The following is a 13,191-nucleotide window of genomic DNA, read 5'->3' as shown; positions in this document are numbered from 1 at the left end:
ACCCCGTCAGGAGCTCACTCGTCGGAGTCGCCGTCGCCGGCGGCGTCGGCCGACTCACCCTCGCCGGACGCGTCCTCGGGCTCGTCGTGCTCGATGCCCGCCTCGGCCTCGGCCTCGGCGAGTTCGGCGTCCAGCTCGGCCTGCGTCGGGGCGTTGGTGACGTTGACGATCAACGTCTCCTCGTCGATGGCCAGCACGGTGCCCTCGGGCAGGGTGATGTCCTTGGCGAAGATCTGCGCACCGGGCTCCAGGCCCTCGACCGAGACCTCGAAGCCGGTCGGGATGTTGGTCGCCTCGGCCTCGACGCGGATGTCGTTGTGCTCGACGCTGACCATGCTGTCGGGGGCGGCCTCGCCGACGATGTGGATGGCGACGTCGACGTCGACCTTCTGACCCCGCTTCACGATGATCAGGTCGACGTGCTCGATGGTTCCCTTCAGCGGGTCACGCTGCACCTGACGGGGCAGGGCGAGGCGCTGCTCGGAACCTTCGATGTCGATGGTCAGCAAGGCGTTGTCGACGCGCAGCGCCAGCATCGTCTCGTGCCCCGGCAGGGTGACGTGGATCGGATCGACACCGTTGGCGTACAGCACGGCGGGGATGCGGTGGGCGCGACGGGTGCGACGGGCGGCACCCTTGCCGAACTCGGTGCGCGGTAGGGCGGCGAGCTTGACCTCGGACATGACGGACTCCTTGGACGTACGTGAACCTGGATCGTGGTGTCGGTCACCGGCGAGGGGGCGGCAGCGGCGCTCGCACGCGGACGGCCGCGAACCTCGCCAGTCGATCACGGGACCGACAACGTCGGGCCCCTCGCCTGAGACAACCGAGTCACCTTATCGTGGTCGGCTCGTTCCGGCCAAGTCGACGGAGCGCTCAGGGTGCGCCGTTGAACAGCGAGGTCACCGAACCGTCGGTGAACACCGCCGAGATCGCCCGCGAGATGAGCGGTGCGATCGACAGCTCGGTCAGCCCCTCGAACCGACGCTCCTCGGGGATCGGGAGGGTGTTGGTCACGATGACCTCCTCGAACGCCGAGTCGCGCAGCCGCTCCACCGCCGGACCGGACAGCACCGCGTGGGTGGTGGCCGCGATCACCTTCTTGGCGCCCCTGGCGACCAACGCCTCGGCGGCCTGGCAGATGGTGCCGGCGGTGTCGATCATGTCGTCCACCAGCAGGCAGACCCGACCCTCGACGTCACCGACGACCTCGTGCACCGCGACCTGGTTGGCGACGTCGGGGTCGCGCCGCTTGTGGATGATGGCCAGCGGGCTGCCGAGCCGGTCGGTCCACATGTCGGCGAGCCGCACGCGGCCGGCGTCGGGCGACACGATGGTCATCTCCGAGGCGTCGTAGTGCTCGGACACGTAGTCGGCCAGCACCGGCAGCGACCACAGGTGGTCGACCGGTCCGTCGAAGAAGCCCTGGATCTGGGCGGCGTGCAGGTCGACCGACATCAGCCGGTTGGCGCCGGCGGTCTTGTACAGGTCGGCGACCAGCCGCGCGGAGATCGGCTCGCGGCCGGCGTGCTTCTTGTCCTGCCGGGCGTACGGGTAGAACGGCGACACCACCGTGATCCGCTTGGCCGACGCGCGCTTCAGCGCGTCGATCATGATCAACTGCTCCATCAGCCATTCGTTCACCGGGGCGGCGTGGCTCTGCATCACGAACGCGTCGGAGCCGCGGACGGATTCTTCGAACCGCACGTAGATCTCGGAGTTCGCGTACGTCAACGCACGGGTCGGGACGATGTCCACCCCGAGCAGCTGCGCGACCTCCTCGGCCAGTTCGGGGTGTGCACGCCCCGTGAACAGCATCAGGTGTTTCTCGTTGGGCTGCTTCACCCCGGTCACGCGCGCTCCCCTGTGTCGATTCCTGTGTCGTTCGCAGTGGGGTTCCCGGTGTCGTCCCCGGTGTCACTGCTGGAACTGGTCTGGTTGCCGGCGGCCTCGGCGGCGGCCGCGGTCGTGGTGCCCGGCCTCTTCCTGCCCACCCAACCATTGATGTTGCGCTGCTGTCCACGCGCCACCGCCAGCTGGCCCGACTCGACGTCATTGGTGACGATCGAGCCGGCGGCGACGTAGGCCCCGTCGGCCACGTCCCGCGGCGCCACGAGTGTGCTGTTGCTGCCGATGAAGGAGCTCCGGCCGACGGTGGTCGTCCCCTTGCTGACCCCGTCGTAGTTGGCGAAGATCACCCCCGCGCCGATGTTGGCGCCCTCCCCGATGACCCCGTCGCCCAGGTAGCTCAGGTGTGGCGCCTTCGCACCGGCACCGAGCTTGGTGTTCTTGGTCTCCACGAACGCACCGACCTTCGACCCGTCCCCGAGCTCACTGCCGGGACGGAGGAAGGAGTACGGACCGACGGTGGCGCCCGGCCCGATCACGACAAGCTGCGCCTGTGACCGTACGACCCGCGCACCGGCCCCCACCTCGCAGTCGAGCAAGGTCGTGTCCGGGCCGATCACGGCCCCCGACGCGACCGAGGTGGCACCTTCCAGGGAGGTGTTCGGCAACAGCGTGACGTCGGTGGCGAGCTCGACGGCGTCGTGGATCCAGGTCGTCGCGGGGTCGAGGATCGTCACCCCGGCGAGCATCCAGCGTCGCAGGATCCGCCGGTTCATCTCCGCGTGCATGGCGGCCAGCTGGACCCGGTCATTGACGCCCTCGGTCTGCCAGGTGTCGGTGGTGAGGTACGCCGACACCCGACGGCCTGCCTCCCGGGCCATCCCGATCACGTCGGTCAGCTGGTACTCCCCGGCCGCGTTGTCGTCGGTGAGCCGGGCCAGGCCGTCGGTGAGCACGCTGCCGTCGAAGAGGTAGATCGAGGAGTTGATCTCGTCGACCTCCAACTCCTCGGCGGTGCCGCGCTTCTGCTCGACGATCCGGTCGACCCCACCGTCCGCGCCGCGGATGATCCGGCCGTACCCGGTCGGGTCGGGGACCCGTGCGGTCAGCACGGTGATCGCGGCCCGTTCGGCCCGGTGAGCGGCCACCATCTCGGCCAGCGTCTCCGGCTGCAGCATCGGGACGTCACCGCCGACCACCAGCACCTCACCGGTCACCTCGCCCAGGGCCGACATCGCACACCGCATGGCGTGGCCGGTGCCGTACCCGTCGTCGGTCTGCGGGACGATCGTCACCTCCGGCGCCACCTCGGCCAGGTGCGGTTCGACCTGCTCGCGGAGCTTGCCCACCACCACGACCAGGCGGTCGGGGCCGATCGACTCACCCGAGCGGATCGCGTGGCTGACCAGGGACCGTCCGGCGACCTCGTGGAGCAGCTTGGACTTCACCGACTTCATCCGGGTGCCGCTCCCGGCCGCCAACACGATCGCGGCAGCCACCCGTGGCTCGGCGGACTGTTCTGTCACGGTTCTCTCCTCCAGCTGGACGGTGACCGTGGGCGGTACGTTACCTTCCCGTCACCTGCAGGGAAATCCGCCTAGACTCGACCGGTGGATGCCCTGTCCCGACTGCTCGACGGCCCGCGCGGTCGCGACGCCTATCTGCTGCGGGCCAGCCTGAGCGCCGTGGTCGATCCGGCTCGCCGACGAGTCCCCGTTGGGCCTGGTGGCGGTGATCAGCGGCACCGTCTGGTTCACCCCGGACGCAGGTGATCCGGTCGAGGCGCGGGCCGGCGACGTGTTGATCGCGCGCGGTACGGAACCGGTCACCGTCGCCGACACCCCGCACACCCCACCCGACGTGATCATCCGGCCGGGGATGCGCTCGATCACCCCGACCGGTGAGGACCGCACCGCCGACCTCGATCTGGGACTGCGCCGATGGGGCAACGATCCCGACGGGTCGACCCGGCTGCTGCTGGGCTGCTACCAACTCCGCGGTGAGCTGAGCCACCGACTGCTCGCCGCGCTGCCGCCGGTCATCCACGTCCCCGCCAACGCCCTTGACAGCCCGCTGGTCGACGTACTCGGTGACGAGATCGTGAAGGACGAGCCCGGCCAGGGTGCGGTCCTGGACCGGCTCTTCGACGTGTTGCTGGTCGCCGTGCTGCGGGCCTGGCACACCCGGCCCGGGTCGGCCCGGGTCGGCTGGTACGCGGCCCAGCGCGACGCGGTGATCGGTCCCGTGCTGACCCTGTTGCACTCCGAGCCGGCGCATCCGTGGACGGTGGCCGAACTGGCCGACCGGGTCGCCCTGTCACGGGCGGCGTTGGCACGCCGGTTCACCGACCTGGTCGGCGAACCACCGATGGCCTACCTGACGGGCTGGCGGCTCGCCATCGCAGCCGACCGACTCTTGGAGTCGGACACCACCATCGAGGCGGTGGCCCGCGAGGTCGGCTACAGCAGTGCGTTCGCCCTCAGCACGGCGTTCAAGCGGGAGCGCGGCATCAGCCCGACCGAGCACCGTACGCGGTCGGCCACGGCCGGATCGCAGACGGGGTAGGCCCGACCTGTTGATCATGACCCTCGGGCGTACGCCTGTGCGGGTGTGCGGTGCAGCCAGGTGGCGTCGGCAAGTTGCTCGACGATGAACTCGGCGACGTCGGCGCGGGAGATCTTCACACTGGCCCGGTCGTGGGGCCCGAAGCCGCGCGGTACTTCCCGGTGCGCGGCCCGTCGGTGAAGGCCGCCGGCCGGACGATCGTCCAGTCAAGACCGCTGGCCCGGGTCAACCGCTCCTGCTCGACGTGGTCGGCGTACGCCCTGCGCAGCAATACGCCGAACATCACGTACTTCCAGAAGAAGGTGAGGTTGCCGCGGCTGTCGCCGACCCCGAGGGTGGACTGGACGATCAGTCGGCGGACCCCACTGGCCTGCATCGCCGCGATCACCGCCGCCGTGCCGCGGGCACGCACCCCGCCGCGGCTACCGGCGCCGAGGGCGACGACGACGGCGTCATGACCGGCGACCACCGGTGCCAGTGCCTCGGCGTCGAACACGTTTCCCTCGACGACGGTTCGACCGGGCTCGGATCGGGGGACTGTGGCCGCATCGCGGGTGAACACGGTGACCTGGTGGCCCTGCTGCACGGCCTGGTCGACGACGAGCCGCCCGACGGTGCCGGTGCCTCCGAAGACGATGACCTTCATGACTTCCTCCTGGCGCGTGTGGCTGTTGGTGCACCCCAGTTGACTCCACTCGGAGACGGTGAGCCATGCTGAGGAGTCTTGGACGCATGCGCGATCGTCCACGTCGCGAGAGTGTCGTCCATTCGTCGCGTGCTGGTCACTTCTGCGTCGCCCACCGGTCGTCGATGCCGCCATAGCGTTCCCCCATGCGCCGAATCCTGCTGTTGGCCGTCACCTGTGTGACTGCCCTGCTGACCGTCACCGTGACTGCTGTCGCCGCCCCCGGGTCGGGTGGCCGGGGAGCCCAGGCTGCTCCGATCCGCGTGATCCAGCACAACACCGACCATGTCCCCGAGGCCTGGGACTTCTTGTTGCAGCACATCGAGGAGTTCCAGCCCGACCTGGTCGCCGTCCAGGAGGTGTGCCTGCCCTGGTTCACCGAACTGCAGCGCAGCAAGCCGAACTGGACGATGGCCTTCCACCCGCGCAAGCGTCATTTCGGCGGCAAGAACAATCCCGGCTGCTACGGCGACTTCATCGGCGAGGCGGTGATCCACACCCGGGCGCCGAATGGGCCGACCTTGGTGGTCGACTACCCCAACAACAATGCCGACGGGGTGGAGAAGTTCGGCATGGCGTGTGTCGAGTTCCGGCAGCGGGGCATTCCGACGCTGGGCTGCTCGACCCACCTGTCGGCGTATCCGACGTCGGGTGGGCGTGGCACGCAGCCGGAGCGGGCCCCGCAGGTCGGCTCGATCATGGACCACACCGCGCCGTACCGGGAGGCCAACTGGGCGGTCATCGTCGGCGGTGACTTCAACCTCACCTCCGAGCCGGGCAACGAGGAGCACGCGGCCGACATGAACCTGATCATGGGTCCGGCGGTCGGCGGCAACGGGGCGTTCCACGACGTGTCCCAGCTGGAGCGCACTCGGCGTCTGACGAAGCCGACCACCGACAAGAACCGGCGCATTGACTACGTGTTCATGTCGGCGAACCGGACCCCGTGGGGCACCGCCGCCACGATGGAGTATGCGGACAGCCCGGCCGGACATCACCTGCTGCGGGCGCGCTCCACGCTGCGCCACGGCTTCGCCGGCCGCTGAGCCTCCCCGTAGGGTTGGACAGGTGAGCAACGACATGACCGCCGCCGCAGTCCAACAGCAGATCAAGGTACTCAGAATGCTCATGGGGTCGATGGCCGGCGGCGCGATCGCGCTCGGCGTCGTCGCCATGATGATCCTGCCCCAGTCAGACCGGATCGTCCCGTCCCAGCTCGGGTTCTGCATCCTGCTCTCGGTCATCGGCGGCATCGCTGCCTGGTTCGTGCTCCCGGTGATCGTCAAGCCGCTCCCCCGCGGCACTCCCAGGCCCGTGAGCGACGGGATGGCCCGGCTGCAGACACTGAGCCTTGTTCAGGCGGCGCTGTGCGAGGCGGCGGCGATGATCCTGCTGCTCCTGGCCTTCAGCGCCGACGTCCACGCGATCGTCGTGCTGTCCGGCATGGGAGTCGCCGCGGCCGCAGTCATGATCAACACGTGGCCCACCGCCAACCGGCTGCTCCGCGTACGACGTCGCCTCGAGGAGTCCGGGGCACGCTGCCCGCTCGACGAGCTGGCCGTCAGGAACTCCTGACCCTTCTGCCACCCGTCCGACCCACGCAGCCACAGCATCCCTGCTACGGACGCTGGACAGTGCTGAGCATGCACTGTTGGCCCGTCGGGCCACTCCAACCGTGCGAATCGGCCCCCAGATCCCTTCGGTCAGCTGAGTCATCTGGTGCCAGCACCACCTGCGTGGCCAGGCGTTGCGTGCCCTAGGAGTACCCGATCTGGGTACCAACAGGTCTATGTAGCGCCTCCTCGGCAAGGATCGCAACCTGCCACCGTCGAGGCTACTTGGACCTGGTCGCCGACTGCCGCGTGACGCCGCCGTGGCAGCGCCAGTGATGGGCTCCAGCCCGTACCGCACCCAGTTCAAGCAGATTCCACATGACTGGCTTGCATTCAGGCCCCTATGTGGAATACGCTTGGAGCACTACGATCTTCACACCCAGCAGCGGCCCTCGCCCCTACGGACGGGCCCCACCACAAGGGAGTATCAGCATGACCACGTACGCCTTCAGCTACGCCGAAGAGAACCTGCTCGACACTCTGGTCGCCAAGTTGCAGAAGTTGCTCGTCCAGTTCGGGCAGCGCTGCACACACCTCGCGCACGAGGTTGCGTCTGCGAGCTGGCGCCTCGCCGAGTGGTACGCCGACGTTCGCCGGTCGCACACCGAAGTGGCGATCCTCATCGACCAGTTTCTGACGTGGGCTGCCAACCTTCCGGGCCTCCCCGGCAAGATCATGAAGGTCGTCAATGATCTTCATCGCGCACTGATCTCGGCGTTCGGGCTGGGCCTCACTGACTGACATCCCTCCAACCACTCATATGAAATGGAGACCTCATGGAAGACTTGAAGTCGCTCCGCGAAGCAGCGGGGCTGAGCCAACAGCAGTTGGCCGAGCAACTTGGGCACCTGCAACCGCAGGAGACCTGGGATCAATCAAAGGTCTCACGGTATGAGCGAGACCCTGAGTCAGTCCCAGCCGGTGCGTATCTGGCGATGCTGCGGATCCTAGGTCAGACCCAAATGGTCGTTGAAGGACCCGACCTCCCCGGTGTCGATGTAGGGAGTCCGTACGCCTCGCTGCGTGAACAGTTGGACACAATCCACAGTGTTGTCGAGGATGGCCAGCTCAGTGGGGTCGATGAAGACGCGGCACAGTCAGTCAGCGACCTGACCAGATCCTTCCGCGAGAAGCCGCGTGTCGCTCTCTTGGGCAAGTTCGATGCTGGCAAGACGACGCTCATCAACACACTCCTCGGCGAACGCCACCTCCCGACTGGGTTCCAGCCCCAGACGTGGCTTCCCACGTACGTGATGCACACGGAGGACCGACCACCGTTCATCGAGCACGACGTCATCCTGATGAGGCACGGACTCGACATGCGCCGCTGGCGTGAACGAGACCACTTTCGCCAGCACATGGGCCGAGCGGGCTCCTTCGATCTGCTTGAGCGCGACGAAGTGACCCACGACGAAGGGCTCGCCTTGGCGTTCTGTGATGCGCCCGTCCTGCGGTCCTGCACGTTGATCGACATGCCTGGCTTCGGCGAGTCAATGGACAGCATCGGCCTGACTGAGATCGCTCGATTCGAAGCGGTGATCTTCGCCGACTCGTGCAACGGCTTCCTGGACGGCACCTCTTTGACGCAGCTAACCGAGGCTGTCAATATGTTGCGCTCCGAGTCTCAAACATCCGAGTCGTGGCTAAGTCGGGTTGCTGTGACTGCAACCCACGCTCACTCAGGGATATCGTCCAGCACTATGAACTCACTGTTGAGTAGCGCCGCACAGCGTTGGGATCGCCACATGGGGACTATCGATCCCAACGGTTCGACCACCGCCGCTGATCTCAGGCAGCGCATGACCGCTTTCGCCCCGGAGAACAGCGAACGTGTTAGAGATTTCCTTGAGAACATTCGCACGATGCTCAAGAACACCTTGCCTGAACAGCATATTTCATCTGCCCAAGAGACCTTTGACCTCCTCTACAGAAGTCTCCGTTCTTCCCTGACAGAACGGCAAGAAGAGGCTGAGTATTCAGCTCGACACTCTGACGAGCTCGCAGCAGCCGCAGACGCTCTGGAGCGGGACCGCGCGGAGTTCATGTCGGTGACCGACACCAAGGCGATCGCAGCACGGGAACAAATCCAGCAACTCTCAGTGGCCAGCGTTGGGTCAACCAAGTCCATTCTGGACAGCTACACTCCCGAGCGTATCGAAGTGATCATTCGACGCGGATTCACGGAGAGGAAGGATGCGAGCAGGAACGCGCCGGCCCTCATCCACTCCGCGATCAGAACCAAGATCGAGAAGGACCTGAGTCGTCAGGCGTCACAACTCAGCACTATCCTGGATGGGTTCGGTGACTCACTCAGCAAGACGCTGGACGATCTGCCTGGAGCCACTGGAAAGCTGCGAGCAGGCCCTGGGATGCGCGCACGATTTGTCGGTGGTCTCGGCGGTGGAGCGCTCGGCGCGGCAGGAGTCGGAGCGATCGGGGCCTACGCCGCGACCTTGGGGAACTTGGGTGCCTACATCTTGGTGGCCCAAGGCGTAGGCGTCCTGTCGACTTTGGGGATCAGCGTGGGTGGCGGGGCCGCAGCAGTCACTGCTGTTGCCGCAATCGGAGGGCCTATCACCCTTGGCCTCGCGGCGGTGGCCGTCACCGCGGTAGTCGGGACCAGATTGGTAAGGGGCGATTGGCGCAAGCAGCTTGCGCGTGAGATCCACAAGAAGGTCGTGCTGGCCATGCTTCTCGGCACACCCAAGACGAGGCGTTCGGAGGCATCCCCTCCGGTGCACGAAGCCTTGTCGGCGTTCTGGGCAGGCGTCCGCGAAGACTTCGATCGCGGCGTCGATGCGGTCGTCGCTGGCTATGACGAGAAAATCGCGGAGCTGCGCGAGCATGCGGATGATCCAGCTCACTACCGACGACTCGCGGCGACGCTGAAGGCCGCCCTGGCGAGCTTGGACACACTTCCGTGGCCCGGCAGCTCGGTGCCCAATCAGTAGCGTCAGGTCTCATCGCCACGACAGGGTCGCACAGCAGTTCGCGAAGAACGTCGCGATCATGGCCTGTGCGATCCTGTCAGGCGGCCCTGCCAGAGGCGCGGCCCACTGGTACGAACATGGGTGACGAAGCAGCTTCGCAGATCACAGACTACTGTCGACACTTGATGTGTCCGTTCACTCCACATCGATGCCGTAACTCTCTGCCACCAAGCGGCGATAGCCGCACGTCTCACAGCCCAGGTCCCATGCATCGAGCAGCTCGACACACCCCTCGATGGTCATCCAGTCGACGCTGTGGGCGAACTCGTACAGGTCCGGTGTCGGCATGCCCCAGACCCGGACGATCGTCTCCGAGGAGCCGCACTGGGGGCAGGTGAGCCGGTTGACCGCATCGCCCAGTGCTTCCAGGTCGATCTGGTACGGCGGATCTCCGAGGCTCCGCACCGCGGCGATCAGATCCGGTCGGGGGTTGGCGGCCGGTAGAGCCGACACGACGTCGCGGATCGACTCCTCGACTGTGTGGCCGAGCAGCACGCCGTACCGGGCCGCGACCGACGGCGTACGGCTCTGCGCCGCTACGCAGTGCAGCAGGACCACGTGCCCCTCGTCGCGCAGGGTCTTGACGGCACGGGCCGCGTCGTCGATCGCGTAGGTGAGGTTGGGGTTGTCGGCGTTGTCGGTGTCGATGATCCGGAACTCGGCGTGCTCGACGTGCTCGGGCACCTGCTTGGTGCCCAGCCGCGCCAGCGACACGACGGCGGTCACGTCGCTGGGAAGATCGTCCAGGGCGGCTGCACCGGACAACCGCACGGCCGGGTCGTGAGGATGCACCGCGTACGAGTCGTGGCCGGACCAGCTGGTGTAGTCGAGACGCTCGATCGTCGGCCAGCCGTGGGAGTCGGGCTTGCCGCCGCGGATCGCCAGAACCGCGAGGTCAGCAAGGGATTTCGCGGTGCCGCCCGGCCAGCCGTGCAGGATGCGACGCCACTGCCACGGGATGGCGGAGTAGCCCCAGCGCGCACCGAGCAGCGAGCCGGCGATACTGGCGACGGTGTCGGTGTCGTGACCGATCGCGATCGCGGTCTCAAGACCTGCAACGAGGTGCTCGCAGCCGAAGGAACCGTCAGCCGGGGGGGCCTCGGGCACGGGAGTGTGCACGATCGACGACCAGGCCGCCTGGAACGCACCGACGACGTAGCCGTTGCTGGAGAACGTCGCCGGCTCGGCCGACTCGGCCTTCTCGACCGCCGACATCCAGAACTCCCGACGGGAGGCTGGCAGGTGCTCGACCAACGCCGCCATGCCGGGGAGCTCACCCTCGATGACGGTGTGGCTGATCGCCAGGCACCACAGCGCACTCGCCTCGCCACCGACCGGGTCGTGGTGGGTGAGAGCGGCCACCGCCGTGGCTGCCTCGACGATCGCGACCGGGTCCCCCAGATGGGCCAGCGCGACCGCTGCCGTCCGCATCAGGGTGCCGTTGCCGCCGGAGCGTCCGGACGACTCGTGGACCCGCCGCGCGACGTCGCGTACGTCGGCGGCGCTCGGCTGACGACCGGCGGCCCCGAGCACCTGCCGGGTGAGGATGCCGACGTCGGGCGGGCGGCTGGCGTACCAGTCGGCGAAGCGTCCGGCGATCGCGTCCAGTGCTGCCTCGTCGCGCAGGTCGGCTCCGGTGGCGGCCACCTCGGCAATGGCGTAGGTCTGGGCGGTGTCGTCGGTCCACTCCCCTGGGGCGAACCCGCCGAGACCGCCGCCGATCATGGCCGGGCGGCCGTCGATCACGGCCGAGCCGAACTCGTACCCCGCGCCGAGGGCGTCGCCCGCCGCGGCGCCGACGAGGGTGCCGATGGCGCGGTCGGTCTGTGCTGCGGTGAGCTTCATCGCGCCACCTGCCCGGAGAGTCGGTCGGCCAGGTCCGGGCGAGTGGTGACACACGCCTCCACGAACAGGTCGAGCATCGCGTCGAACTGGGACGGCACGAAGGGTCGTGCAGGCAGCGAGAGCTCCTGCCACACCACCTTCTGGCGACGTGACCAACGCACCCAGCAACTGTTGCGGTTGGCGACGTTCAGCTCGGTGTCGGTCTGCTCGCGCGAGTGGACCCCGAACACCGACGGGGCAACGAGGTGGATCGCGGGCTGATCCTTGGCCACCTTCACCCGCAGCCCCACCGGGCCGATCCGGACCCGGAAGACGCCGTCGGCCCACGGCTCGACCTCCGGGCCGAATCGATCCCGCAGGTGATCGTGCACCGCCGCGTGCAACATGGCGTACCCGGACACCCAGAGCGCACCTTCGGTGTCGTCCTCCGGCACCACGACGTGATCCTCGCCCACTGCGAACCGATCCGCCAGCCCGAGCACCCCGATCCGATCCCGCAGCGGCGGAGGCGCAATGACCGTCAACAGCGACGGGTGCGACAGTCCGCCCTCGGCGCGAATCAGCTCGACCAGCACCTCGCTCACGGCAAAGCCACGGCCGTTGGGCCCGTCCGGATTCGCCGCGTCGAACTCCAGGGTGGTGATCCCGGTCGCCGGCGAAGCGATCGTCACGGTCGCGAGCCCCTCAGCCGCCTCGACGGTGAGCTCATCGCTGGAGCCGTCGCCACACGGCTGACACAAGGTGAATTTCCCACCATCCGCCATCGTGGACATCAGAGCCGCGACTCGAAGTTCGAACGTCTCCCAAGCGGAGTCGTTGTTTCCGATCTGATCTTGATCGTTGTCGTCCATGGTCTTCCCCCTCTTTCGTCCCTGAGAGAATCGTCCCAGAAGGGTCTGACAGTTTCGGGACCGAACAACTCCCGACATCATGGACGCCTCGCATGTGGCATGTCCATCCCTTGCTCGCCCAGCCACCCGCACACCGTGGCCACCACGTCGTCCATGCGCGGCTCCCACGGATCGATGAGCACCTCGAGCACACGGTCGTGGGGATCAAGCCCAGTCGGTTCAGCGACCAGCAGGACAACCAACCAGCCGAGGTCGGGCATGCCCCTCCAAATTCCCTCCTCGTCATGACTGCTTCCCGGACGGAGGTAGACCATGGCCAACGGCGTGGTCTGACCAGCGAGCACCACGTCGGTGTCCCAGATCGGGCCCACCAGGGTGACGTAGCCCCGGCTGGCGCCTGAACGCTGCGTCCCGAACGTGGACCGCGCAGCGCGTTCCCAGTCGACAACGTTGACGTCACGCAGCAGGTCGTGAGCCCGGTGAGGGCTCACCGAACTGACCCGGCTACAAACGCTCCGGGCAGCAACCAGATCGGTGGGTGAATTCCGGATATAGCTGATGACGAGGAGCGTGGCGGCCCGAGGATCCCCGACGTCTGCCAGCAGTCCCAGCCAGTAGCGCTGTGCCTGAATCTCGCCCCGCCAGAAGTGCAGTTGGGCGATCCGCTTCATCGCCTTGCGGTGGCCATGTCCGGCGGCTTGGCGTAGTGAACTGGAAATCGGGTGCCGCTCGGCCCTACGTCGGCTATCCGCATCGGGAATGTGAGAAGACTCCACTCACCTGCTCCTCCTGTT

At 67.3% G+C, this 13,191-nt stretch carries 12 protein-coding genes; 5 read left to right on the top strand and 7 right to left on the bottom strand.

The features are described 5' to 3' along the window. Positions 1-14: 14 nt before the first annotated feature. The 3 genes from ACQBAU_RS04635 to glmU all read right to left on the bottom strand — a co-directional run bounded on the left by ACQBAU_RS04635 (position 15) and on the right by glmU (position 3,374). On the bottom strand, positions 15-683 hold the full coding sequence (locus tag ACQBAU_RS04635) for a 50S ribosomal protein L25/general stress protein Ctc (protein WP_465255014.1): 669 nt from the start codon (positions 681-683) through the stop codon (positions 15-17). Positions 684-876: 193 nt separating this feature from the next. Beyond that, complete coding sequence (locus tag ACQBAU_RS04630) at positions 877-1,818, bottom strand: ribose-phosphate diphosphokinase (protein ID WP_465259493.1); 942 nt, start codon at positions 1,816-1,818, stop codon at positions 877-879. A 32-nt stretch (positions 1,819-1,850) separates the two neighbouring features. After that, the gene (gene glmU, locus ACQBAU_RS04625) at positions 1,851-3,374 is read right to left on the bottom strand and encodes a bifunctional UDP-N-acetylglucosamine diphosphorylase/glucosamine-1-phosphate N-acetyltransferase GlmU (RefSeq protein WP_465255016.1); all 1,524 of its coding nucleotides are present in this window, start codon (positions 3,372-3,374) and stop codon (positions 1,851-1,853) included. 199 nt (positions 3,375-3,573) lie between these two features. Between glmU and ACQBAU_RS04620 the strand changes: the two genes are divergently transcribed. After that, positions 3,574-4,413 (top strand): AraC family transcriptional regulator, encoded by an 840-nt coding sequence (locus ACQBAU_RS04620; protein ID WP_465255017.1) that lies wholly within the window; start codon positions 3,574-3,576, stop codon positions 4,411-4,413. A 115-nt stretch (positions 4,414-4,528) separates the two neighbouring features. Here the strand turns inward: ACQBAU_RS04620 and ACQBAU_RS04615 are convergent, their stop codons facing one another. Beyond that, a complete protein-coding gene (locus ACQBAU_RS04615; RefSeq protein ID WP_465255018.1) occupies positions 4,529-5,059 on the bottom strand; it encodes an NAD(P)-dependent oxidoreductase in 531 nt (176 codons plus the stop codon). Between the two features lie 185 nt (positions 5,060-5,244). Here ACQBAU_RS04615 and ACQBAU_RS04610 point away from each other — a divergent pair, with 185 nt between their 5' ends. The 4 genes from ACQBAU_RS04610 to ACQBAU_RS04595 all read left to right on the top strand — a co-directional run bounded on the left by ACQBAU_RS04610 (position 5,245) and on the right by ACQBAU_RS04595 (position 9,662). Further along, positions 5,245-6,144 carry an endonuclease/exonuclease/phosphatase family protein gene (locus tag ACQBAU_RS04610; RefSeq protein ID WP_465255019.1) on the top strand — a complete coding sequence of 300 codons (900 nt, stop codon included), beginning with the start codon at positions 5,245-5,247 and terminating at the stop codon, positions 6,142-6,144. Positions 6,145-6,166: 22 nt separating this feature from the next. Beyond that, positions 6,167-6,673, top strand: a complete 507-nt coding sequence (locus ACQBAU_RS04605; protein ID WP_465255020.1) for a hypothetical protein — start codon at positions 6,167-6,169, stop codon at positions 6,671-6,673. Positions 6,674-7,143: 470 nt separating this feature from the next. Beyond that, on the top strand, positions 7,144-7,452 hold the full coding sequence (locus ACQBAU_RS04600; RefSeq protein WP_465255021.1) for a hypothetical protein: 309 nt from the start codon (positions 7,144-7,146) through the stop codon (positions 7,450-7,452). Positions 7,453-7,487: 35 nt separating this feature from the next. After that, positions 7,488-9,662, top strand: a complete 2,175-nt coding sequence (locus ACQBAU_RS04595) for a helix-turn-helix domain-containing protein (RefSeq protein ID WP_465255022.1) — start codon at positions 7,488-7,490, stop codon at positions 9,660-9,662. A gap of 174 nt (positions 9,663-9,836) precedes the next feature. Here the strand turns inward: ACQBAU_RS04595 and ACQBAU_RS04590 are convergent, their stop codons facing one another. The 3 genes from ACQBAU_RS04590 to ACQBAU_RS04580 all read right to left on the bottom strand — a co-directional run bounded on the left by ACQBAU_RS04590 (position 9,837) and on the right by ACQBAU_RS04580 (position 13,173). Next, on the bottom strand, positions 9,837-11,546 hold the full coding sequence (locus tag ACQBAU_RS04590) for an ADP-ribosylglycohydrolase family protein (protein ID WP_465255023.1): 1,710 nt from the start codon (positions 11,544-11,546) through the stop codon (positions 9,837-9,839). Beyond that, entirely contained in the window at positions 11,543-12,310 is a 768-nt protein-coding gene (locus tag ACQBAU_RS04585) for a T3SS (YopN, CesT) and YbjN peptide-binding chaperone 1 (RefSeq protein ID WP_465255024.1), read from the bottom strand. The genes ACQBAU_RS04590 and ACQBAU_RS04585 overlap by 4 nt, the downstream gene beginning before the upstream one ends. Before the next feature lie 164 nt (positions 12,311-12,474). After that, complete coding sequence (locus ACQBAU_RS04580) at positions 12,475-13,173, bottom strand: hypothetical protein (RefSeq protein ID WP_465259455.1); 699 nt, start codon at positions 13,171-13,173, stop codon at positions 12,475-12,477. Positions 13,174-13,191: the final 18 nt, after the last annotated feature.

It is taken from the genome of Carbonicoccus niuqiaonis, from assembly GCF_050157065.1.
In the GTDB taxonomy this organism is placed as follows: domain Bacteria; phylum Actinomycetota; class Actinomycetes; order Propionibacteriales; family Propionibacteriaceae; genus Avipropionibacterium.
Note: the sequence above shows the minus strand (reverse complement) of the source record. Positions and strands in the feature narration are given on the sequence as shown.